The following is a 25,222-nucleotide window of genomic DNA, read 5'->3' on the forward strand; positions in this document are numbered from 1 at the left end:
AAATTACAGAGCCCAGTTGGTTGGCACACCCCTCATCGGCTCCAAGGGGAATGGATCAGCGTACCGGACCCAGTTAGTGGAGACACTTCTCCCAAGGACCCAACCCTTTAGCCAAGAAGGAGCTCGAACTTGTGAGTGTCCTGCGACAAAAACCACCAGAGATCTCGAATTCTTCGGCCACTGGCGATTCAACAAAAAAACCAGGCATGCCTGACTTCAAGGGATTGGACGCTGGAACAGGACCTTCTCCACGGGCGCGAACCAGCGTCATCTTGTTCCATAAGCCCAAAGGGTATCTGGTGACTCGAAAAGATGAGAGGGAGAGAAAAACGGTCTATCATATCCTACCGCCTTTCCTATTGCAGGAAGGCTGGGTACCAATCGGCCGCTTAGACAAAGACTCCCGTGGCCTCCTGCTCTTCACTCAAGATGGAACAATGGTTGATCGGCTCACCGCACCAGGCGGATGCGAAAAAACCTATGAGGTTGAGATCCGGGGAAGAATTTCAGACGATGACTTGTCCCGCGTGTTGCAGGGAGTTTCCACTTCCATCGGAATATTAAAAGTACACAGGATTACAAAAAAAAGAGAAGTCGGACCCAAAACACAGCTAGAGGTCGTCTTACAGGAGGGGAAAAACCGGCATCTCCGTCGAATCTTTCACGCCCTGAAAGATCCAAAATTTCATACGCCGCTCAAAGTTCTCGATCTCAAACGCATACAAATCGGCACTTTGCCCTTGGATATCCCCGTTGGAACATGGAGGTTTTCAACACCCGACGAGGAGAGACAATTGTTGGCTATTTTCAAAATACCAATACATCGGGGTTGAATCTTTGGTGAAAGAGCTCTTACTTCTTATCAATTTTTGCCCATGAATCTCGAAGAGGTACCGTCCGGTTAAAGACCAAACGACCCTGAGTAGAATCCGGATCAAGGCAAAAATATCCCTGCCGCTCAAACTGAAACCGACTACCTGATGGCGCCCCTCTGAGACCGGGTTCGACCTGGCAATCAGACAACACGGTCAAGGAATGTGGATTGAGCAGGTGGTGAAGATCCTGAGGCTCACTCCCCGAACCGGGATTCGGTTGAGTCAACAGGGCCTCATACAGTCTGACTTCGGCAGGAAGGGCATGTTGAGCCGAGACCCAGTGGAGAGTCCCTTTTACCTTACGACTTGATTGACTCCCGCCACTTTTCGTTTCAGGATCGAAGGTACATCGTAGAGCCGTCACTTCTCCGGTTTCGGGATCGCTCTCGACACCGACGCAGCGAATAATATAGGCATAGCGCAGACGTACTTCCTGCCCTGGAGATAAGCGAAAAAACTTTTTAGGTGGATCTTCCCGGAAATCATCCTGTTCAATATACAGCTCCCGGGAGAAAGGGATTTCACGTGTGCCCTGGGTGGGATCCTCAGGATTATTAATCGCCTCTAAGATCTCAACCTGCCCAACCGGATAATTTTCAATAATGACTTTCAGAGGATGCAATACCGCCATCACCCGCGGCGCCGACCGGTTCAAATCTTCTCGGATCGTATGTTCCAACACGGCCATTTCAATCACACTGTCACGTTTCGCCACCCCCACCCGCTCACAAAAATTTCGAATCGCTTCAGGCGTGTAACCCCGACGCCGTAGCCCTTTTAAGGTGGGCAATCGGGGATCCCCCCACCCGTCCACATGCTTCTCTTCCACCAACTGGTGAAGCTTGCGTTTACTCATCACAGTATGCCCGAGATTCAAACGGGCAAATTCAATTTGCTGGGGATAACACGAGACCTCACACACCCGGAGCAACCAATCATATAAGGGACGGTGATCCTCAAACTCCAGCGTACACAACGAATGCGTAATGCCCTCCAACGAATCGGAAAGAGGATGCGCAAAGTCATAGGTTGGGTAGAGGCACCAGTCATCACCGGTCCGATAGTGGGTGGCATGTCGGATACGATACAAGGCAGGATCTCGCAGATTAATATTCGGCGAGGCCATATCTATTTTGGCTCGCAATACATGGGCCCCGTCCTCAAATTCTCCGGACCGCATCCGGGCAAATAAGGCCAGATTTTCTTCAACAGTACGATTCCGGTACGGGCTATCCTTCCCTGGCTCAGTCAGGGTCCCTCGAAAAACACGGATCTCCTCGGCCGTTAAACTATCCACGTAGGCATGGCCGGTTTGAATCAGTCGCACCGCAAATTGATACAGTTGCTCAAAATAGTTTGAGGCAAAAAAGAGGCGATCATCCCACTCAAAGCCCAACCACCGGACATCTTCCTGAATGGAAGAGACATATTCCATGTTCTCCTTGGTCGGATTCGTATCATCGAAACGAAGATTGCACAGCCCACCGAATTCCTGGGCAATGCCAAAATTCAAACAGATGGATTTCGCATGACCAATATGTAAATGCCCATTCGGCTCAGGGGGAAAACGGGTATGCACTCGTTTGCCAATAGTCTGGCTTTCGAGATCTGCCATAACCTTGGCTCTAATAAAGTCGATGGAAACATGTTGGTCTGGTGACGACATAGTAAACAAGCTTTCAGAAAATTAAATGAAACATTTCCCAGCGCCTCGCATCTTCAAAAAATAAAACTCGGGCTGTTTGATTCCCGTTTCTAGGCAGAGAGAGTGTCCGAAAAGGTCCGAGGACGGCCTTTCCAAACAACTTTTCCAGACGACCTGTGGGTTATTCGCCAGGCGTGGAGAGTACAGTTGCCCCCACGCTACCATGAGTCGCGCCAACTCTCAACACGAGCCAGACAAGATTCGATCCCCCAGGGTTACGAAAACCCGTCCAACCGGCTCCAGACAGAGACGGCATGAGCGTCGCAACTCTCAAAAATACCAGGCATGACGGCTAGAGAGAAAACGAGGATCCCGAGGGGCAAATTCAATCCGGCCTCCGGAGGCAGATCGGCAAGTCACCGCCCCAGGATGTAATCGATTCATCTAGTGGATTCGAATCAAGAACCTTGGGTTAGGGCACGGAAGGAATGACAGGGAGTGAAGAGCACTTCAACGCCCCTCAGGAGGCCTCTTCCCTGTTACATGTATTGGAGATGAGGTAAAAAAAAACAACCAACAGCGGATGGACCGCAACCGGATTTTAGGAGAAGGTTTTGGTATACACAAAGTTCTGACGCACGGACACTCCATCTTTGCCCGGTGCAGCGGGTTTTCCCTGTTGGGCTGCGCCCTTCTCTTTTGGCCCTTTGGAGCCTTCTTCATGGTTCGCGTTCGATTCAGCGAATTCAGATCCCTTCGCAGCTTTCGATTCCCCACCCTCGTCCTGACCATTTTTCAATTGCCTGGCCCACAGGTTGGGCTGACAAACAAGGTGAAAGTTGGGAGCAGGGACGGAATCATCAATGCGCCATAACTCAAGTTCCGCGCCATAGAATGTCACTTCATCACGGGAAACGCCATTCAGCCAATCCAGGGTTTGGCGAATCTCCGCAGAAATACCCTGGGCCACACACACCACCGTCTTCGCATCAAGGCCCGCAGCATACATAATCAGTTTACCCAGCGCGTCGGGATCAATGCCCTCCAAATGACCCAACACAATCACGTAACTCCCGGTCTTCGCATCTTTGGCGAGAACGCCTCCGGCCAGAATACTCAGAGGAATGTCACTGCCGGCCGGCTTGAGGGGGCGCTCGATCGTCTCTCCCAATATGTCTAAAATTTCTTCCTGCTGAAGCCATGAAGCAAACCCGTCGGCCTCATTTCCCCACACTTCACTCAAATTTATTTTTCGAAGCTTTCCAACCGGTTTTGCCATAACAACCTCAACCGAAAAAAATTGTTGTTTTCTACTGACTATTCCAATGCGACGTACTAGTCTTATCGACAGGTATTCAAAAAAGTTAAGACACAAAAGACATAAGGCACCACCTCCCCATGCACCATATCCTATCCCGTCATATCCAACCGGTAACGGGACAACCAGATTCCGAGAAGACCTCATCCAAAACGCCCGCTGTCCTGAGCCATTCCTGGATTTTCCGGTTTCAATCAGGTAAATGGTCAGGCAAGACATTCACGTAAAAAAAATTACCTAATTATCATTGATCTTTCTTCAAATTAGAGTACAATAGATTAAGTTCATTCACGCATGAATTGGTCCTCGTATCCCATTCAACCCCTTCTCCGGACTCGAAGACCCCTCTGGATCGAGGGACCAAAAGGATGGACAGCAAGGTGTTTCCCAACTTTAACAGGAGGTTTCTGCTATGAATCGATTATCCCTATTAGGGCTGAGTCTCGTCTGTGCGCTCGGACTGATGGCTTCTTTTTCAGGGTGCGGGGAAACGGAAGGGCCTGCCGAAAAAGCCGGGAAGACCCTTGATCAAGCGGCAGAAAATACAACCGAATCCGTCGATAACGCTATGGAAAGCACAGGGGAAGCCATGGATAACGCAGCCGAAAAAACAGGAGAAGCCGTCGACGAGGCCATGGAAAGTACCGAGAAAATGGCAGAAGATACCGCGAAACATTAAAAAAGTTTCCTGACCTCACGTCTCTGAGGGTCTAAATCCCCTCCAAACTGTTCCAACTTGTGATGGCAAGGGCCGGGAGGAGGTGGGCAATATCTCTCATCTTCCTTTTATTCTCTGATCTTCAGGTGGCCGATGGCATACCATGAGGACCAAGGGAAAAAAGGGTTATGAAAACGAGTTTACGCTGAAACGGCAGGGTCAGGACTAAAGACCAGTCAGTGATTCCGAATTAAGAGAAGGGTAAGTTCCATCGCACACTCAACCTATTGAACCAAGAGGAAAACGAGACATGATGATCGATAAGTGGATAAAAACGATCTTGGCCGTCTTAGCCCTCATTGTTGCGCTCTCAGTGGGCAGTCCCTTCGCACGGGCAGAAAACAAGTGGGCCTTTGGAACGGATATCGGTTTCCTGTCAGATACCACCGACGACACCGTGTTCACACTCAGTTTTCAGGGAGACTATTTTCTCAACTCACAAGTTTCTGTTGGCCCGCAACTCTTGTTTTCTCCCGGCGGCGACCTCACTCAAGTCACCTTCGCCGGAATCGGTCGGTATCACATTCCCGTCGGTGCGGTCACCATCATTCCTTTTGGTGGAATTGGCTTTGTCTATGCAGATTTGGAACACGGCCGTCGTGATGACAGCGATGTCAGTTATAGCTTTCCTTTTGGGGCTACCGCAGCCTTCAAGATCAATCGGACCGTTGATCTGTCAAGTACACTCATTTTTACTTTCCAGGATATTGATCTGGATAATCGGAAAAATAGCGACAATTTCAACATCGGTATGTTATTCGGCTTTCGGTTCCAACCCTAATACCCTCACATCACCCTTCACGATGGCAGGCGGTCGTATCGTTGGATGACCATTACCATGGGGCCTGACATGCTCAAAGAGATTGGGAGAGCCTACACCATAAATAGATGAATGGATGCGTTCCCATCGTGTGAAGCTGCCAGAGGGTTTTTACTCCTTCACGCTTTCTAAATACTCGGCCATTCGATCCAACGCCAACGCATTCAGTCGCTTCCCATACCATCGGGGCATCACCCGATCGGAGTATCCGGGCACCACGTACGCGCCTGGATTCAAAATCGATTCCTGGACATATTCACGAACGGTTGTCGCCGTCCCCTGATATTGAGGGTCCGCCAATCGAAGGGGTCCATTCGTCCCTAGGATTAACCGGGGACCTTCACGCCCCAGAGCAGGCGCAATACCTGGAATGGTATGACAGACCGCGCAGCCGGATTGCACAAACAACTTTTCCAGTGGCTCGGTGCCCGTGGCCAGTGGCACATCGGTCAGCTCCACAGACGGAACTTTGGCGGATGGGGACTTTGGTTGCTCCGGATTGGTGGATTCCCCCACGCGGGCTTCGCTAGGATCCGAAGGCGATTGATTGAACAGATTCACTGAAATGGTCGCCATGATCCCGCAGGCCACCACAATAAAAATGAGAAAGGTTTCCCGGCTTCCTACAAATTGTGAAGACTTTGGTTTTTTTTTCATAGACGCGTTCACGATCCTGCGGTAAAGATTGAAGGAATGACCAAACTAAATGAACCACCAACTCATAAAACCTGAGGTGGTCTACCGAAAGTTCTCGTGCCCTGTCAAATAGTCATTCCCCGTGCAAGGTGAATCACACCTACCCCGACCGGCCACTTCCCTGTCTCATGCCCTTATCCTGACTTGTCTTACGCACAGGAGTTTTGGTATCCCACACATGAGAGACAATCGAAAAGCCGCCATCGAAAGCCTCACCCCGCTCACACATGACTAATCATTGTTTGTGGCCGTCCCAACCTTTTATTCCACACCCGTGGTTAGATGGCCCGCACCGCATGACCCTTCTCCCCCGCTGGTGGCCCCGTGGTCGTTTCCCATCGGAATTGCCCACACAAGACCGTATCTTTCAGGTCTCTCCCGAAGTGGGCCTACTCACAAAATGTCATTGGCAACCCTGCCCCTCACAGCACCCCACCATCCTGATGGTTCATGGCCTTGAAGGGTGCACTGAATCCCACTATATGCGGGGCCTGGCCAGGAAATGTTGGGATGCAGGATGGAATTGCATTCGCATCAATCAACGCAATTGTGGCGGATCCGAACATCTGACACCCACCCTCTATCACAATGGGCTCAGTCAGGATTACGCCAGGATTATTCAAGAAATTACCGAAGAGGATCGCTGCACCGCGGTGTGGCTCATCGGGTATTCCATGGGAGGCAATCTTGCCCTCAAATTAGCTGGCGAGCATGGAACCACCCTCCCCTCTCTTCGTGGAGTCGCAGCCGTCTGTCCCAACATCCAGCCCGCAGCCTGCGTACGCGCCCTGCAACATCCTTCAAATTGGCTGTATCATCGGTATTTCCTAAAAAGCTTAACCGCAAAATTACGCAAAAAAGCCCGCCTCTTTCCAGGTCGGTGGGATCTCTCACACCTCTCTCATATACGGACCATGTGGGAATTTGATGAAATCTATACCGCTCCAGACGGAGGATATCGAGGTGCCGAAAATTATTACGAACAAAGCGCCGCTCGAAACACGCTGTCCTCAATCACCATCCCGACTCTCGTCATCACCGCCCAAGACGACCCGTTTATCCCCTACCACATGTTTGCCGACCCTGCTCTCGACGCCAATCCTTTCATCCAGCTTGAGGCGCCTGCTCATGGGGGCCATTGCGGATTTCTTCAACGGCACTATAAGTATGAGGATCCTTTTTGGGCCGAAAATCGTCTATGCGACTGGATTCATGCTCGACTCAACTCAGCATGACCACGATCGGTTCCTGGACTTCTTCCCTTTTGAACGCCATTCAAACCCCCTAAACACTTATCGCCTTCACGCCTATTCTCCACTTGCCTGAGACCTCTCAGGTAGGGTAGAACTCTGTTCAAATGCGTAGCCAATCCTTTCTGTCACGATTCCCATCACAAGTTTTCACACGTCCATGAAATTAAAACCCGGATCCCCAGGAAAAGGCATTCTTCGCCAAATGCATAAGGCGCAAGAAAAATATTTGGAAGGCTGGTTGGATGTTCCCGCCCATGTGCATCACACCGCCTATCGTATGGCGAACCCGGCAGTGGAACGTCCCCAAAGTCGAAAAGAGTTTCAACAGCTTCTGACCTGCTTAGAGATCGATTCCGCCCACGCCGTCATGGAAGACAAGGTTGGATTCGGAGTAAAGAAAGGCACGAATGGGGACAAACTCATTGTCATTTGGGAGGCTCACACTGAATATTACAGCTATCAGGTTTGGCATATTCCCTCTAACGCAACCCAGCCATTGGGATTCGGCCCGTTGGGATTTTTCGACTATGTGTTTCCCTTTTCTCCGTTGGGCATCCAAGTCAACGCGTTGGATCTCTTAATCATCCCTGAGCGTACTTACGACCAGGAGGAATTAAGAACCCTTCTCCCGGGACCACAATTGTATGCCAGCCAGGTTCTGGGGGAGAACATCTGCGTGGCCACCAGCTTTACTCCAGACGAACATGATCGGGAACGATATCTCATTTGGGCTCCTGATCCTGTTGTGCTTCGGCAAAAACTAGCCAGACTCATGACGATTGTGACGACTCTTGAAAATTATACCCATCTGATTCTACTGCCTTATCCAGCCTTTTCCCGGTCGGTCGATCAGGTTCAAATCTTCGAACAGCGTCATCTCTATCAACGGACCCTTATCACGAAAGAACTGAACCGAGCCACGCATAGCACGCTTCAACAATGGCTGGAAGGGTTAACCCATGATTTTCTTGAAGTGGGACGGTTGACCGCTTCGCTGCGGTATCGCCTTTCCGCTTCGGTCCCCTATGATCGAATTGTGCACAGTAATACCCAGGCCCTCCAGGAGCAACCGCTGCCCTACGGTCGAACGCTCATCGATTATTTTCAATGGAAAATCACAGGAGTCGCCGATGGATACCAGCAATTGCTCTCCCGTGTTCAGGCTCTAGAGCAGGATTTTGAGGGTACCATTGCAGTCTTGCGTACAAAGGTGGAACTACTCTTACAAGAACAAAATTTGGCGCAACAAGATCAAAATGTGAATCTCCTGGCCAGCTTGGATAAGACCACCAAAAGCCAAGTCGTTTTGCAACATACCGTGGAAGGCCTCTCCGTAATCGTGATTGCCTATTACGTGAGTGGGTTAGCCAACTACCTCTTTAAGGCCCTGCACGAAATCGGTTGGCTCGACACGTATGAGTTGGCCTCTGGAATCTTCGTGCCCATTGCTCTAGGTCTCTCGTTTGCCATCATCACATGGGGAAGAAACCGCATCCAAAGGAAAATTACAGCAATGCCTCCTGCCTCCACCTCTCATACTCCCGATGGTGCTTAATCGTTCCTCCCATATTCCTCGTTCCTGCACCTGTATGACCGCAGCCTGATCCGACAAACCAGGGACAGGCTCCCTCCGGATTTCTCCACAAACCAACCGATTACCCCCGCCCGGGGTCCAACCGCCAACCCCAAAAAGCTAAAATCGATTCATTTCAAGTACCTCAGGGAAATATCCGAGAATTATAAGAAATGGTCGACGTTTAGGCTATTGAACACCAGAGTTGCACCAGAAGGGATCACCATGCTAACAGCCGAGGAATTGGTAAAAAATTGCACAAAACTCTTTACCCTGCCGGAAGTCTATCTACAGGTCAAAAAGGTCATCGATAATCCAGAGTCCACCATGGCGGATCTGTCCAGGGCGATCAGCATTGATCCCGGCATGACCGTCGCCGTCCTCAAATTAGTGAATAGCGCATTTTATGCCATGCCGCGAAAAGTCGAGACCATTTCGCGGGCTGTCGGAATCCTCGGTATGCAACCGCTCCATGATCTGACGCTCGCCATCTCGGTCACCAAAACCTTCTCAGGCCTCAATCAACACGTCATGAGCATGAGTGTCTTTTGGTCCAACAGCTTCTTTAGTGGACTGGTCGCACGGGAGTTAGCAAGAAAATGTTTTCTGGTGGATAGTGAACGGATGTTTGTAGAGGGCCTGTTGAGAGATATCGGGCATCTCCTCCTCTATGAGCAACTTCCCGAACCGTCTGAGGAGGCGTTACGAGAGTCGGCCAAAGATGGCTCTCCCGTTCATATATTGGAACAACAGTTGTTGGGCTTCGATTATACCGAAGTGGGTCAGACACTCATTGAGGAATGGCAACTGCCAAAGAATTTCGGGATCGCAATTCGCTATCAGAACAATCCATCCGGGACCAGCGAGCACGGATTTGAAGCAGCGCTCCTCAATATGGCCGGCGCCCTCACGGAAGGGTTCCAATCACCCCAGGGACATGCCCAATGGCACCATCTCGTGGCTCCTGAATCGTGGAAATTAACAGGACTGGATGAGGAAGGCCTCCAAGAATGTATGCTGGAAGCAGGCAAACAGCTTTCCGGCATGTTACTCCTTATGGAAGAAGCACGCCAACCCGTTGGAGCCTCATAAAAACAAGGGAGACCGGAGTGTCAACGGGTTCAACGGAAAATCCGGACACGGGAATGTCCCCTCAACTCAAAAAAGGCTGAGTCCTATGACCACAAAAACGTACCCGTCGGTTATGTACCAAAAGCCTCCGTTACTCGATGTCACCTTCCAAATGACCTTTCCACAAAATTTACAAATCTCCTCCGCTCCGCCGGTCAATTTTCAAAGAAGGGTCAAAAATCTTTTTCCAAATTTTTCACTGACACAAGATAAAGCATCCTATAATTTCCTCAGTGCCGATCAGCGCTGGCAACTGGTCTTAAGTCCGGGATCTCTTGCGGTAGTGGCCAGACATTATGAAGGCTGGGACACCTTTCAGACGCATATCCGGTTAGCGACGAATGCGATGGAGAACGAATATCCCCCACCGTATCTCTCCCGTATCGGGTTACGTTTCAGAAATATCATCCGGAGGTCCGCCCTTGGACTTGCGAACAAAGATTGGAATCACCTGCTACAGAACAAATGGACAGGAGATCTCGCCTGGTCTGAGGTGGCCGGAGCCATGAAAGCCACGCACACTGAAGTGATGATGGGACTGAATGGAGGAGATGACCTGGTGTGCGTGCGACACGGACTCGTTCCGATCGCGCAACCTGTACAAGAAATGGGCTATCTCATCGATCATGATTTCTTTGTGAGTGGACAATTTGCAATGACAGAACTCGTAGGCAAACTGACAGAATATCATCAAGCCGCGCAACGATTTTTCAAATTATGGATCACCGATTTGTTGCATCAGGCCATGAAACCGCAGATCTCCTGAAGGAAGACGCCCATCTGCTGAACACGCTCAAAAGAAAATACGCCACACGTCGTACGAACTGCTTTATTCCATCAGCGCACGACTTCACATAAGGGAGTGTTTAAAAAAGACTTGTCCGGTAAGGCCGTAGCCGCTTGGACTCATGAAGCATAGGGAGGTCTATACGAGCACGACCAGGTGGCGAGAACGCCGATGGTAGCATGGTTCAAAGCTCCCTGTTCGGGAGGCGACTCCACCCCCAGCTCCCGCTAGGATACTGAGTGACTCATCAATTTCTCATCTTGAGCTGACGCTTCGACCGCTTCATCAACCGTCCACTGTTCCACCCGATTTCGCCCATTCTCTTTGGCCACATACAAGGCTTTGTCGGCTTGGGCCACCAATTCCAAATAATCAGAAGCTCCTAAGGCGGCGGCTGACACACCAAAACTCATCGTAATTTTCTGCCCGGACGTCGTGCGAATAGCCGCACTGGCGGAAACTTCAATGGTTTCCCGTAACCGTTCGGCCACCAACATACCCTCCACGCACGTCTGCCCAGGCAGGAGAATGCAAAATTCCTCTCCCCCATACCGGCCAATAATATCCAACGGACGCAAAGCGGTTGATAACAATTTTGCCACGAGTTCAATCACTTGATCCCCCACCGCATGGCCAAACCGATCGTTATACGATTTGAAATGGTCGATATCCGCCATAATACAGACCATATCGCTCCCATCATGTTGAGCCTTCTCCCACTGTTCTTCAAACGCCTCAAATAACGCTCGCCGGTTGCAACATCCCGTCAAGGGATCTCGGTGAGCCAGTTTCTCTAATTCGGTTTTTGATAACTCCAACTCCCGAATCGTACCTTCCAATACCGTCACATCATTGAAAGATACCAAAATGCCTCGGACCTGCTTGCGTTGACCCAAGATGGGAGTGCAATTGACTCGAAACTTCTTCACCGTTTTCCCCATCCTCTCCCAAACCAGGGGGACATCTAATTTCAAGCATTCTCCCTGTCGCGCCGTTTTCCACGGGTAAATGTTCAGCGGGTCACCCATGTCGGATGACGTCCATTCAAAACTATCCAATGTTTTCCCGATCAGGTCGTGAGGAGCCACATCAACAATGAGGCTAAAGGCGCGATTGGCGAGCACAATACGGTCCTCACCATCCAGGAACACCACACCCTCTGCCAACACATCAAACGCGGCTTGCACCCGCATGGGCACCACCGAACTGGGATCGAGTTGCCGCAACGTTCGTTTCATATACAGAAAATAGCCCACAAACCCGTAGACCATGACCAGCGCAAGAAATCGCACCCAGGCATTATTAAGCACATGGGTCCAAAATCCAGTATCCAGAGAAGGAAACCGGAGTTGTAAGGTTCCCCAATGGAGGTCCCCGTTGAAAATGGGAATCTGAATGTGTTCGGGCGTAGAATGGTCCCCTGATGGTTGCGTCCAGAGAGCCTGATGGGGCCCGGCCATGGCCATAATCTCACCACTTTCCAAGACCAATGCCACTGATTGGATATCCCCATTCCGTTCGACCAGGAGATCCAAAGCCTGCTGGAGGTCCTGATTGTCCCCCCTCTGCGCCAGGATGGAATACTGGACAGCCATCGCTTCGCTAAACTTTTGCCGGTAGGTAAAGATTTGAGCAGCCTGGTCCGGAATGAGACCCACCATCAGGTCACTGATCAAGAGAATACTCAGGGTCAGGGATACCAGCCCCAGACTCATCCAGAAGATGGGTGTCAGTCGTTTCATGAGGATCCGGAGGAAAACGTGGAGGAAGGGCGAACCGATTGATCACTATTCTTGTCCAACATCCGATCCAATCCGTGATGCTCCCGGGTCTCCTTCTCTGCGGCTTCCTTCATTTTCTTCGTCAAACTTTCCCGGCTCTTTTGATCCATATCCAGAATGGCAATAGGGTCAAAGTTCCGCCAGGCCGGGAGCGTCGCCAATACGCTCGCCAGGAGCGTGCCACTTCTCACCAGCCACGCCAGAAGGACTCCCGATACGCCCAGCCCCGTGTATTCCATCATCTTGATGAAAAAGGACCGTTCCTCAATGGTTTGTTGGGTGGTCTCTTTCAAATCATCGGCAAAAGAGTTCAGCTGCTGAAGGAATTCCTGGCTCAGCTCGATGCTGGAAAGCAGCACTGGGGCCGGAGTATAGGCACGAATTTGTTCTGAGGTGGTTCCAAAAGTGCCTGGACGCAGAAATGGGGCGACCTCCAAGACCCTATTCCAGTCAGGAACTGACTGTGGATCAGGATGTCGGGTAAGATCCCGTCCCGCTGGAGGTTGACCACCGAATGAATCCGGAAACCCGATCGGGGGTGTTCCTGGAGGCGAAGTATTGGTATCAAGCGGCGCCTCCGGAGTTGGACGAGGGCTTGGCGCAGGCGTGGGCGTGGGATCTGGTTGCGGCGAGGGCGTTTGGGGCATGCCTTCCTGGATATCTGTGACGGTCACCTGAATCATTTGAGAATCCACACCCCCGTTACCATCGCTCACCTGTACCACCACCTCATAAATATTATTCGCATCGGCATCGGTGGGTGTCTCAAAGTCCGGGGGCACGGTGAAGGTCAACACCCCGGTGGTCGGATCAATGGTGAATAACGCCGCATCCGCCCCGCCTAATATCGTATAGGTCAACGGATTTGCCGGCATATCTACATCCGTGGCCGTCACCGTCGTAACATACGTTTGATTCTCTGCCGTATTCATTACCGCCGTGGGGCCGCCCCCATTACTCGTGATTATCGGCACATCATTGTCATCGGTCACCGTCACGGAGATGGCTTGCGTATCCACACCGCCATTACCATCACTCACCTGGACGGTCACCTCATAGACATTATTGCCATCAGCATCTGCTGGTGATTCAAAGTCGTGAGCCGTATTAAAGGCCAAGACCCCCGTACCGCTGCTAATGGAAAACAGACTCGCATCCGCTCCGCCAATGATAGTGAAGGTCAGCGTATCTGCCGGTAAATCAACATCAGTGGCCGTAACCGTGGTGACACTCGTTTGATTCTCCACCGCATTCACTGCAGCCGTGGGACCGCCACCATTACTGGTGATGACCGGTGCATCGTTCACCGCTGTCACCGTGATACTGGCCGTATCCGTCGCGGTACTAAACGCGGTGGTCCCCCCGTTCGTCGAGGCATCCACCTTCGTCCCTTCCGTCCCGCTCGTCTGATCCCACGCCCGGTAGGTCACCGTCGCACTGTCCGCATTCTGCCCATCCGGCACAAACCGCAAACTGTCGGTCGCCCTCAGCAGGAGGGCCGAGGCATCACTGACCGCCCCCACCGCCGTCCACCCGCCGCCAATGTCATACTCCCACGTACCATTGCCACTGGTGAGGCCCGTGATGGCGATGCCCTCCACCGCCCCCGTGTCCACATCGGCAATGGAGCTCCCCACGATGGCCGAGACCAGGTCGCCGCTATTATTGGTCTGATCTTCGGTGATGGTGGTGAGCGTGGGACTGGCCGGCGTCAGCACTGGGGCATCATTGACCGCCGTCACCGTAATCGTCGCCGTATCCGTCGCCGTCGAGAAGGCCGTCGTGCCCCCATTGCTCGAGACATCCACCTTCGTGCCTTCTGTCCCGCTCGTCTGATCCCACGCCCGGTACGTCACCGTCGCACTGTCCGCATTCAAGCCATCCGGCACAAAGCGCAGACTGTCGGTCGCCCGGATCAGTAATGCCGAGGCATCACTGACCGCCCCCACCGCCGTCCAGCCGCTCCCGATGTCATACTCCCACGTCCCGTTGCCACTCGTGAGACCCGTGATCGCGATACCCTCCACCGCCCCCGTGTCCACATCGGCAATCGAACTGCCCACAATGGCCGACACCAGGTCGCCGCTATTATTGGTCTGATCTTCCGTGATGGTCGTGAGACTCGGCGCCGCCGGCGTCACCACCGGGGCATCGTTGACCGCCGTCACCGTGATGCTCGCCGTATCCGTCGCCGTCGAGAAGGCCGTCGTCCCCCCGTTCGTACTCGCATCTACCTTCGTGCCTTCCGTCCCGCTGGTCTGATCCCACGCCCGGTAGGTCACCGTCGCACTGTCCGCATTCTGCCCGTCCGGCACAAACCGGAGACTATCCGTGCTACGGAGCAAGAGCGCCGAGGCATCACTGACCGCCCCCACCGCCGTCCACCCGCCCCCGATGTCGTACTCCCACGTGCCGTTGCCACTCGTGAGACCCGTGATCGCGATGCCCTCCACCGCCCCCGTGTCCACATCGGCAATCGAACTCCCCACGATCGCTGACACCAGATGGCCGCTGTTGCTGGTCTCATCTTCCGTGATGGTCGTGAGAGTCGGCGCCGCCGGTGTCACCACCGGCGCATCGTTGACCGCCGTCACCGTGATGCTGGCCGTATCCGTCGCGGTGCTAAAGGCTGTCGTCCCCCCGTTCGTACTCGCATCCACCTTCGTCCCTTCCGTCCCGCTGGTCTGATCCCACGCCCGGTAGGTCACCGTCGCACTGTCCGCATTCAAGCCGTCCGGCACAAACCGCAGACTATCCGTGCTACGGAGCAAGAGCGCCGAGGCATCACTGACCGCCCCCACCGCCGTCCAGCCGCCCCCGATGTCGTACTCCCACGTGCCGTTGCCACTCGTCAGGCCCGTGATCGCGATGCCCTCCACCGCCCCCGTGTCCACATCCGTGATACTCGCCCCCACGATCGCCGACACCAGGTCACCACTGTTATTGGTCTGATCTTCGGTGATGGTCGTGAGGGTCGGCGCCGCCGGTGTCAGCACCGGGGCATCGTTGACCGCCGTCACCGTGATACTGGCCGTATCCGTCGCCGTCGAGAAGGCCGTCGTCCCGCCATTGGTCGACGCATCCACCTTTGTTCCTTCTGTCCCGCTCGTCTGATCCCACGCCCGGTAGGTCACCGTCGCACTGTCCGCATTCTGCCCGTCCGGCACAAACCGCAGACTATCGGTGCTGCGCAAGAGCAGGGCCGAGGCATCACTGACCGCGCCCACCGCCGTCCAGCCGCTCCCGATGTCATACTGCCATGTGCCGTTGCCACTCGTGAGGCCCGTGATGGCGATGCCCTCGACCGCCCCCGTGTCCACATCCGTGATACTCGCCCCCACGATCGCTGACACCAGATGGCCGCTGTTGCTGGTCTCATCTTCCGTGATGGTCGTGAGGGTCGGCGCCGCCGGGGTCACCACCGGCGCATCGTTCACCGCTGTCACCGTGATGCTGGCCGTATCCGTCGCCGTCGAGAAGGCCGTCGTGCCCCCGTTCGTACTCGCATCCACCTTCGTGCCTTCCGTCCCGCTCGTCTGATCCCAGGCCCGGTAGGTCACCGTCGCACTGTCCGCATTCAACCCATCCGGCACAAACCGTAAGCTATCGGTACTACGCAGTAAGAGGGCCGAGGCATCACTGACCGCCCCCACCGCCGTCCAGCCGCCCCCGATGTCGTACTCCCACGTCCCGTTGCCGCTCGTGAGGCCCGTGATGGCGATGCCTTCCACCGCCCCACTGTCCACATCGGCAATCGAGCTGCCCACGATGGCCGACACCAGGTCGCCGCTGTTGCTCGTGTCATCTTCGGTGATGGTGGTGAGCGTGGGACTCGCCGGCGTCAACACCGGCGCGTCATTGACCGCCGTCACCGTAATCGTGGCCGTATCCGTCGCGGTCGAGAAGGCCGTCGTGCCCCCGTTGGTCGAGGCATCCACCTTCGTCCCTTCCGTCCCGCTCGTCTGATCCCACGCCCGGTAGGTCACCGTCGCACTGTCCGCATTCTGCCCATCCGGGACAAACCGCAGACTATCCGTGCTACGGAGCAAGAGCGCCGAGGCATCACTGACCGCCCCCACCGCCGTCCACCCACCCCCGATGTCGTACTCCCACGTGCCGTTGCCACTCGTGAGGGCGGTGATGGCGATGCCCTCCACCGCCCCTGTGTCCACATCCGTGATACTCGCCCCCACGATCGCTGACACCAGGTCGCCACTATTGCTCGTGTCATCCTCCGTGATGGTCGTCAGCGTGGGACTGGCCGGCGTCAGCACCGGCGCATCGTTCACCGCTGTCACCGTGATACTGGCCGTATCCGTCGCGGTACTAAACGCGGTCGTCCCCCCGTTCGTCGAGGCATCCACCTTCGTCCCTTCCGTCCCGCTCGTCTGATCCCACGCCCGGTACGTCACGGTCGCACTGTCAGCATTCTGCCCGTCCGGCACAAAGCGCAAACTGTCGGTCGCCCGGAGCAGTAATGCCGAGGCATCACTGACCGCCCCCACCGCCGTCCAGCCGCTCCCGATGTCATACTCCCACGTCCCGTTGCCACTCGTGAGGCCGGTAATCGCGATGCCCTCCACCGCCCCCGTGTCCACATCCGTGATACTCGCCCCCACGATCGCTGACACCAGATGGCCGCTGTTGCTCGTGTCATCTTCCGTGATCGTCGTGAAGGTCGGCGCCGCCGGCGTCACCACCGGCGCATCGTTGACGGCCGTCACCGTGATGCTGGCCGTATCCGTCGCGGTGCTAAAGGCCGTCGTCCCGCCATTGGTCGACGCATCCACCTTTGTGCCTTCTGTCCCGCTCGTCTGATCCCACGCCCGGTAGGTCACCGTCGCACTGTCGGCATTCTGCCCATCCGGCACAAACCGGAGACTATCGGTGCTGCGCAAGAGCAAGGCCGTCACATCACTGACCGCCCCCACCGCCGTCCAGCCGCTCCCGATGTCATACTCCCACGTGCCGTTGCCACTCGTGAGGGCGGTGATCGCGATGCCCTCGAGCGCCCCCGTGTCCACATCGGCAATCGAACTGCCCACAATGGCCGACACCAGGTCGCCGCTATTATTGGTCTGATCTTCGGTGATCGTCGTCAGCGTGGGACTCGCCGGCGTCAGCACCGGCGCATCGTTGACCGCCGTCACCGTGATACTGGCCGTATCCGTCGCGGTGCTAAAGGCCGTCGTCCCGCCATTGGTCGACGCATCCACCTTTGTGCCTTCTGTCCCGCTCGTCTGATCCCACGCCCGGTAGGTCACCGTCGCACTGTCGGCATTCTGCCCGTCCGGGACAAACCGGAGACTATCGGTGCTGCGCAAGAGCAAGGCCGTCACATCACTGACCGCCCCCACCGCCGTCCAGCCGCTCCCGATGTCATACTCCCACGTGCCGTTGCCACTCGTCAGGCCCGTGATCGCGATGCCCTCGAGCGCCCCCGTGTCCACATCGGCAATCGAACTGCCCACGATGGCCGACACCAGGTCGCCGCTGTTGCTCGTGTCATCTTCGGTGATGGTGGTGAGCGTGGGACTCGCCGGCGTCAACACCGGCGCGTCATTGACCGCCGTCACCGTGATCGTCGCCGTATCCGTCGCCGTCGAGAAGGCCGTCGTCATCACTGACCGCCCCCACCGCCGTCCACCCACCCCCGATGTCGTACTCCCACGTGCCGTTGCCACTCGTGAGGGCGGTGATGGCGATGCCCTCCACCGCCCCTGTGTCCACATCCGTGATACTCGCGCCGACGATCGCCGACACCAAATGGCCGCTATTGCTCGTGTCATCCTCCGTGATGGTCGTGAGCGTGGGACTCGACGGTGTCAGCACCGGGGCATCGTTTTCCGCAACCGCAGTCGTGTTAAGCGAAAATTCCGAGGTTGAACCATAGTTACCGCCTCCCAAATCTTCTGTGGCGGTGGCCGTCACAAACTCACCTGTTGTTACCGAAGCGTTCAAAGTGAGATTAAAACTCCCATTGCCGCTGCCATCCGTCGTGACGCTCGTAAAACCAAGATAGGTTTGGCCTTCTCCGTGACCGGAAGGATCTTCGCCGGTCGCAGTGGTATTCTTGAAAAACTCAACCCGGAACGAGGAACTGGCCGTACTATTGAAGGTCCCGTCTATAGTGACCTGGGTCGGCGAATCCACATCGGCGGTAGCCAGCACAGGAAAATTCTGCAGGTCGTTGGCACCCGCATCGGCATCACCCGCGTCGTTGACAGTAACTCCGGTACTTCCTAACTCAATGCCCAAACCGGTATTTGAATGAATCTGGTTACCAAGAATACTATTGTTCGTCCCTCCGGTGACATTCACACCATTATTGGTGTTGTGTGCGATGAGATTGCCTTCGCCGGCATTCACCCCACCCACCTTGTTACTCGAGGTGGCGATCTGAATACCATCGCCGACATTTCCCAAGGCAACAGTTCCCGCGGCATCGGTGCCGATTTTGTTACCCAGCACGCGATTTCCCGTCCCGATGATCCACACACCCCATTGATTATTGCCGGAAATGAGGTTCCCCTCCCCCGTATTTGAGCCTCCAATCGTGTTGTTACTCCCGTCTACAATAATTCCTCCCCAGGGCCCCACACCGACCTGTCCATTGCCGACAGCCGCAGTGCCTGAAATATTGGTGCCAATATAGTTTCCTTGGATGACTGTCCCGGAAATGCCAGGATCAACATCCACACCCTCGTCATTATTCCCGGAGATCACGTTGCGGTCTGCAGCGGCGGCACTGCCAATGGTATTATTATTCGCGGTGATCGTAATACCATCTATGGCGTTCCCCTGGTCAACCGCCCCGGTATTATCCAAACCGATCCAGTTGCCCACCACAACATTGTTGGCACCACTGAGTTGAATACCGCTGAGGCTGAAGCGATTGATAATCAAACCCTTGATCGTACTGCCGGCGCTCCCCGAGCCAAGAGTCAGTCCGTTTGCACTACCCGCACCAGTGCCATTCAGTTCGATTTGCAAGACACCATCATTTCCAGTCGCAAGCGTATTGGCCGATGAACCAGCCTGCGTGTACCCGTCAATCACCACGACATCGGTAAGGGTGGTTAAAGCTGAAGACGGACTGATCGTATGCGGGCCGGCCCCCGCAATGTTGAAATTGATTTGATCCGCCGCCCCATCATTACCCGTGTTGTTGGTGGCAATAATGGCTTCTCGAAGAGAAATAAACCCATCAAACCCCTTATCCGCCAGCAAGGCTGCGATCGAGGAGGTATCCCCATCGGCCGTATCGGAGGTCGTATCGACTGTCAAAGTGCCGACGTTATCGACCACGGTAACGGAGATGGCTTGCGTGTCGAATCCACCGTTCCCGTCACTGACCTGCACGGTCACTTCATACACATTGTCCGTGTCGGCATCCCCGGGCGCCTCGAAGTCCGGAGCGGCATTAAAGACAAGGACGCCAGTGCCACTCCCGATAGAAAACAGAGCCATGTCCGCTCCACCAATGATGCTATATTGCAGCGTGTCTGCCGGCACATCTACATCTGTGGCCGTCACTGTCGTCACAGCAGTAATATTTTCACTCCGGGTAAGGGCGGCAGTGGGCCCCCCTCCGTTAGTGATGATAGCCGGGGCATCGTTGACCGCCGTCACCGTGATCGTCGCCGTATCCGTCGCCGTCGAGAAGGCCGTCGTCCCGCCGTTGGTCGACGCGTCCACCTTCGTCCCTTCCGTCCCGCTCGTCTGATCCCACGCCCGATAGGTGACCGTCGCACTGTCCGCATTCAACCCATCCGGCACAAACCGTAAGCTATCGGTACTACGGAGCAAGAGCGCCGTCGCATCACTGACCGCCCCCACCGCCGTCCAGCCGCTTCCGATGTCATACTCCCACGTGCCGTTGCCACTGGTGAGGCCCGTGATGGCGATGCCTTCCACCGCCCCACTGTCCACATCGGCAATCGAGCTGCCCACGATGGCCGACACCAGGTCGCCGCTGTTGCTCGTGTCATCTTCGGTGATGGTGGTGAGCGTGGGACTCGCCGGCGTCAACACCGGCGCGTCATTGACCGCCGTCACCGTGATGCTGGCCGTATCCGTCGCGGTCGAGAAGGCCGTCGTGCCCCCGTTCGTACTCGCATCCACCTTCGTCCCTTCCGTCCCGCTCGTCTGATCCCAGGCCCGGTAGGTCACCGTCGCACTGTCCGCATTCTGCCCGTCCGGCACAAACCGTAAGCTATCGGTGCTGCGCAGCAGCAACGCTGAGACATCACTGACCGCGCCCACCGCTGTCCACCCGCCCCCGATGTCATATTCCCACGTCCCGTTGCCGCTCGTGAGGCCCGTAATCGCGATCCCCTCCACCGCCCCCGAATCCACATCGGTGATCGAAGCGCCGACGATGGTCGACACCAGGTCGCCGCTGTTCGTCGTGTCATCTTCCGTGATGGTGGTGAGCGTGGGGCTGGCCGGCGTCAACACCGGCGCATCGTTTTGGCTGCTGATCGTCACCGTCGTGTCGTAGTTGGCACTGGTGCCCCCGTCCCCATCGGTCAGCACATAGCGCACCGTGCGGCTGCCCAAGGTCGGGTTGTCCGTGTCCGTGTTCTCATAGGTGATGTTCTGCACCAACGCACTCACCGCCGCCGAATCGGCATTGGCATCGAGCGTGATGACCAGGTCGGTCCCGCCACTGCCCCCCGTAAAGGTGCCGATTTGCGTGCCGCCATAACTGACCGCACTGCCCGCCACGGTGATATTGGTGGGGCCCGCCCCCTGATCGCGGATGGCCAAGACATCCTCGGCCGCATCACTGCCCGCTTGGAAGGAGACCGTCAACGTCCCCGTGTCAAAGTCCGCCGAGTCCACATCACTCACCGCCGCATTGCCACTCTGGTCGATGACTTGCGCGCCGTCGCCTTCGGTGTAGGCCAACGTGTCGCCCCCCAGGTTGGCAATGACCGGGATGTCATTGACCGCGGTGGCTGTCGCGTTAAGCGCGAATTCGGAGGTTGAACCATAGTTGCCGCCGCCAAGATCTCTCGTGGCAGTAGCGGTCACAAACTCACCGGCGGTAACCGAAGCTGTAAGGGTGGTGTTGAACGTCCCGTTTCCACTTCCGTCTGTCGTGACGCTCGTAAAGCCGAGATAGGTTTGTCCTTCTCCGTGACTGGAAGGATCTTGCCCGGTAGCAATGGTGTTTTTATAAAATTCGATCCGAAAGGTGCTACTAGCTGTACTATTGAATGTTCCGTCAATGGTGACCTGCGTGGGTGAGTCCACATCAGCCGTCGTGAGCACCGGAAAATTCTGTAGGTCGTTAGCGCCGGCATCTCCGTCCCCTGCGTCATTGGCGGTTACGCCGAAACCGTCTTCTGTGCCTCCCTCGAGATTAATTCCCCGGAGAGTGTTTCCATAAATCCGGTTCCCCAGGATCGCATTTCCAGTAGTAGGAGCATCGCGTACCTCAATCCCATGCAGGTCGTTTCCGAAAATCAAGTTCCCTTCGTTCGCACCTGTCCCACCAATAAGATTGCCAGTAGCCCCGTCTCCCGTATCTTCATTGAGATCGATGCCATCACGGCTGTTCCCAAGGTCGAGTGTGCCCGTATAGTCCGTCCCGATATAGTTTCCTTGAATGATGTTGTTGTCGCCGTTGTCGATTTCGATCCCATCGCTGTCATTGCCTGAGATCACATTTTGTGCGCCGGCGGCGGAACCTCCAATGGTATTTCCGTCGGCATTGTCGATCTCAATCCCTTCCTGCGTATTCCCACGATCAAGGGTTCCTCCGGCGTCGGTCCCGATATAGTTTCCCCGGATTTGATTTCCTGTGGCACCGGCACCGGCAAGCGCAATTCCGCTGAATATGTTTCCGGATATTACATTGCGATCAGCGGCAACAAGACCACCGATGGTATTATTGGCTGATTCAATTCGAATACCGCCTTGAATACCCGTGCCGGACGTATTATTTCCCCTCGTCGTCGTGCCGTCGGCGTCGAGGCCAATGTAATTTCCCGCAATCAGGTTATTCCCCCCTTGGAGGAGGATGCCGTTCTGAACAAAATTTTGAATGACCAGCCCACGGAGAGTCGAACCGCCCCCAGTCCCACTGATCACTAATCCGTTTGACCCGGCACCTGCGCTGGTGCCGTCTATCTCAATGATGGGTGTGGTCCCAAAATCCGGCTCGGTGGTGCCATCGATGATGACGGCCTCCGTGATTGATGGCAGAGCCGAGCTGACGATAATCGTATGGGCACCCCCCGTCAGCGCAGCGGGTATATTGAACACAATAGTATCGGTCCCGCCTGTCGCATTGGTTGCCGCAACGGCCTCCCTTAATGAGATGCGGCCGTCGGCGCCACGCGCGTTACCCAGATTAGTGATGCTCGTCGTCGTGCCGTCGCTGACATCGCTCGTCGTATCGACGACCACTATGCCGGTAGAGGTTGCGGTGGCGTTGGCCGCGAACTCCGAGGTATCGCCGTAGTTGCCGCCGCCGAGATCACGCGTGGCCGTTGCCGTGACGCGATCACCCGCGTTTATCCAGACGCTATTCAGGGTTACGTTGAAGCTCGCATTACCGGATCCATCAGTCGTGACGGTCGTGAAGCCCAGGTAGCGCTCACCTTCACCATTAGAGGCGTCCGCAACGGAAGGGCGATTGGCAAAAAATTCGATACGATAGGCGAGACTGGCATTGGTGTTGAGTGTACCGACAATCGTCGTGCCGCTCGTATTAGAGTTGGCAGAAGTGAGCACGGGAAAATTTTGCAAGTTGTTGGCGCCGGTGTCCGGATCACCCGCATCGTTAGCGGTGACTCCGCTCGTACCCAGGTCAATGCCCAAGTTACTGTTTGAATGAATTCGATTCCCAAGTACCGCATTACTACTTCCGTTAACGATATTCACCCCATCCAATGCGTTGAAGGCGATGAGGTTGCCGGCTCCTGCTGCCGTCCCGCCGATCAGGTTGCCGGTCGCACTGCCCTGGACTTCCACTCCATCGTCTGAGCGATTCCCTCGGTTCAACGTGCCGCCCGCATCCGTCCCGATGTAGTTTCCCTGCACAATGTTATTATTCGTGTTGATTTCGATCCCTTCGAAATTTTTTGAAATGACATTTCTGGCAGCCGCTGTGGTGCCGCCAATCGTATTGCCGGACCCCGTTATAATGGCGATCCCGACATCGGTATTGCCCCCTCCGGTTGATCCGTCAGGATCAAGACCGATGTAATTCCCTTGGATGAGATGTCCGGTGACTCCTGAACCCACGATGGTGATTCCTTCGTCTCCACTGTTGGTGATGACGTTACGGTCATTAGCCCCGGTACCGCCGATGATGGCGTTGGAACCAGCAATTTCAATCCCATCATCTCCATTTCCTACGCCGGTCGAACCGGTCCCGGTTGTACCGATCCAATTCCCAACCACGGTGATATTGTCCGCACCCGACTGAATAAGGATCCCGTCTCGAGAAAATCCCGTGATCATCAATCCTCGGACCGTACTGCCGTCGCTGGTCCCGGTAAAAGAGAGGCCATCTCTGCTCGGCCCCCCCAGTGAAGACCCGTCTATTCGAATGACCGGCGTACCCGCGAAATCGGGTTCGCTCCAGCCATCAATGAGCACCGGGCCAGTAATGGGATCCAGCTCACTCCCAGTGAGAGTGATGACGTGTGGGCCCGCACCGGCAATGCTGAAATTAATGGTGTCACTCCCGGCATTGGCATTGGCATCGAGAATGGCTTGTCTGAACGACCCTGCCCCGGAATCATTGGTATTGGTCACGGTATACGTGGCCAGCACCCCTTCCCATACGTCTTGCGTGGCCTGGCCGATCACAATGGACGACTCAATGAAGCCGGTGGAAATTTCCAGTTGCCAGTTGGCATATTCGCTCACGTGCCCGGTGCGGTCCGTGCTGGCGGCGATATCCGCTCTTGTGAGATCCGCTAAGGCCTGGATAGCCGAGAGGCCGCCTGCTCCACGCCCGAAGTTACAGCCGTAGATCAACAGATCGGCGTCGGCAGACAGACTCTGTCCAATCTGACTGAGCAGCGCCGCATAGTGATTGCTGATCGAATCGTTCGTGAGAAAGGCCGTACCCAAATGCATCTCGGCCTCGGTGCCTTCCCCGATGAGATGAATGGCGTCGATATCGCTCCGATCCTTGAGGGCTTCCGCAATCTGTTCGATCCCGTCCCGTCTCGCATCCAGAAGAATAACTTCCGCGGCCGGATCGATCCCGTCCATAAGCGTCTGATAATTTTCAACACGCGTATCGATGAAGACGATCTCTTTGCGGTCCGAAGACGTGGAGAGGGAAAGACCGGAGGACCAGAGGGCGTCATTGTCGGAAGTATCGTGAGTGTTGGAATCCGTACTTGTCTCACCATTGACTTCGGGAACGCCCGGTTGATCTTGCGTGGTGGTGTCTTGAACGACTTCCGCTCCCGTGGCGAGGGCGGCTCCATCGAATAGGATCCGTGGCTCCAGGGCGATACAGGTTCCGGTCAATCTGGCTGTATCCGGTTCTTGGGGTGGGGTGGGCTTCCGCTTCTTCTTCGCGCCAGGTTTCACCACCTTAGGGTCCTTCCCGGCCTGGAGCGTCGCGGGCTTGCAGTGCATGGATTTCATA

Annotated in this window: 13 protein-coding genes; 7 read left to right on the top strand and 6 right to left on the bottom strand. The window is 55.2% G+C overall.

The window, feature by feature from the left end; genetic code table 11:
• The first annotated feature begins 131 nt into the window (after positions 1-131).
• The gene (locus PQG83_RS08805; protein ID WP_312748592.1) at positions 132-833 is read left to right on the top strand and encodes a pseudouridine synthase; all 702 of its coding nucleotides are present in this window, start codon (positions 132-134) and stop codon (positions 831-833) included.
• 19 nt (positions 834-852) lie between these two features.
• Here PQG83_RS08805 and PQG83_RS08810 read toward each other — a convergent pair whose 3' ends face one another.
• A complete protein-coding gene (locus PQG83_RS08810; RefSeq protein ID WP_312748594.1) occupies positions 853-2,541 on the bottom strand; it encodes a glutamine--tRNA ligase/YqeY domain fusion protein in 1,689 nt (562 codons plus the stop codon).
• Between the two features lie 580 nt (positions 2,542-3,121).
• The gene (locus PQG83_RS08815) at positions 3,122-3,799 is read right to left on the bottom strand and encodes a hypothetical protein (protein ID WP_312748595.1); all 678 of its coding nucleotides are present in this window, start codon (positions 3,797-3,799) and stop codon (positions 3,122-3,124) included.
• 451 nt (positions 3,800-4,250) lie between these two features.
• On the opposite strand from PQG83_RS08815, the gene PQG83_RS08820 reads away from it, so the two are divergent.
• Positions 4,251-4,517 carry a hypothetical protein gene (locus PQG83_RS08820; RefSeq protein WP_312748597.1) on the top strand — a complete coding sequence of 89 codons (267 nt, stop codon included), beginning with the start codon at positions 4,251-4,253 and terminating at the stop codon, positions 4,515-4,517.
• Between the two features lie 289 nt (positions 4,518-4,806).
• Positions 4,807-5,337, top strand: a complete 531-nt coding sequence (locus tag PQG83_RS08825) for an outer membrane beta-barrel protein (protein ID WP_312748599.1) — start codon at positions 4,807-4,809, stop codon at positions 5,335-5,337.
• A 150-nt stretch (positions 5,338-5,487) separates the two neighbouring features.
• Here the strand turns inward: PQG83_RS08825 and PQG83_RS08830 are convergent, their stop codons facing one another.
• On the bottom strand, positions 5,488-6,033 hold the full coding sequence (locus tag PQG83_RS08830) for a c-type cytochrome (protein ID WP_312748600.1): 546 nt from the start codon (positions 6,031-6,033) through the stop codon (positions 5,488-5,490).
• Between the two features lie 335 nt (positions 6,034-6,368).
• Here PQG83_RS08830 and PQG83_RS08835 point away from each other — a divergent pair, with 335 nt between their 5' ends.
• The 4 genes from PQG83_RS08835 to PQG83_RS08850 all read left to right on the top strand — a co-directional run bounded on the left by PQG83_RS08835 (position 6,369) and on the right by PQG83_RS08850 (position 10,795).
• On the top strand, positions 6,369-7,307 hold the full coding sequence (locus tag PQG83_RS08835; RefSeq protein ID WP_312748602.1) for a YheT family hydrolase: 939 nt from the start codon (positions 6,369-6,371) through the stop codon (positions 7,305-7,307).
• A 175-nt stretch (positions 7,308-7,482) separates the two neighbouring features.
• Entirely contained in the window at positions 7,483-8,880 is a 1,398-nt protein-coding gene (locus tag PQG83_RS08840; RefSeq protein WP_312748604.1) for a DUF3422 family protein, read from the top strand.
• Between the two features lie 243 nt (positions 8,881-9,123).
• Positions 9,124-9,990, top strand: a complete 867-nt coding sequence (locus PQG83_RS08845) for an HDOD domain-containing protein (RefSeq protein WP_312748605.1) — start codon at positions 9,124-9,126, stop codon at positions 9,988-9,990.
• Between the two features lie 85 nt (positions 9,991-10,075).
• Positions 10,076-10,795 carry a TIGR04255 family protein gene (locus tag PQG83_RS08850; RefSeq protein WP_312748607.1) on the top strand — a complete coding sequence of 240 codons (720 nt, stop codon included), beginning with the start codon at positions 10,076-10,078 and terminating at the stop codon, positions 10,793-10,795.
• A gap of 248 nt (positions 10,796-11,043) precedes the next feature.
• On the opposite strand, the gene PQG83_RS08855 is transcribed toward PQG83_RS08850, so the two are convergent.
• From PQG83_RS08855 to PQG83_RS08865, 3 genes are read right to left on the bottom strand one after another with little or no spacing between them, the layout of a single operon-like run.
• On the bottom strand, positions 11,044-12,558 hold the full coding sequence (locus tag PQG83_RS08855; RefSeq protein ID WP_312748609.1) for a GGDEF domain-containing protein: 1,515 nt from the start codon (positions 12,556-12,558) through the stop codon (positions 11,044-11,046).
• Positions 12,555-18,218: a cadherin domain-containing protein gene (locus tag PQG83_RS08860; RefSeq protein WP_312748610.1), complete on the bottom strand. Its 5,664-nt coding sequence runs from the start codon at positions 18,216-18,218 to the stop codon at positions 12,555-12,557. Before PQG83_RS08860 ends, PQG83_RS08855 begins: the two co-directional genes overlap by 4 nt.
• Positions 18,157-25,221 (bottom strand): DUF4347 domain-containing protein, encoded by a 7,065-nt coding sequence (locus PQG83_RS08865; RefSeq protein WP_312748612.1) that lies wholly within the window; start codon positions 25,219-25,221, stop codon positions 18,157-18,159. Before PQG83_RS08865 ends, PQG83_RS08860 begins: the two co-directional genes overlap by 62 nt.
• Position 25,222: the final 1 nt, after the last annotated feature.

It is taken from the genome of Candidatus Nitrospira neomarina (assembly GCF_032051675.1).
Lineage (GTDB): Bacteria > Nitrospirota > Nitrospiria > Nitrospirales > UBA8639 > Nitrospira_E > Nitrospira_E neomarina.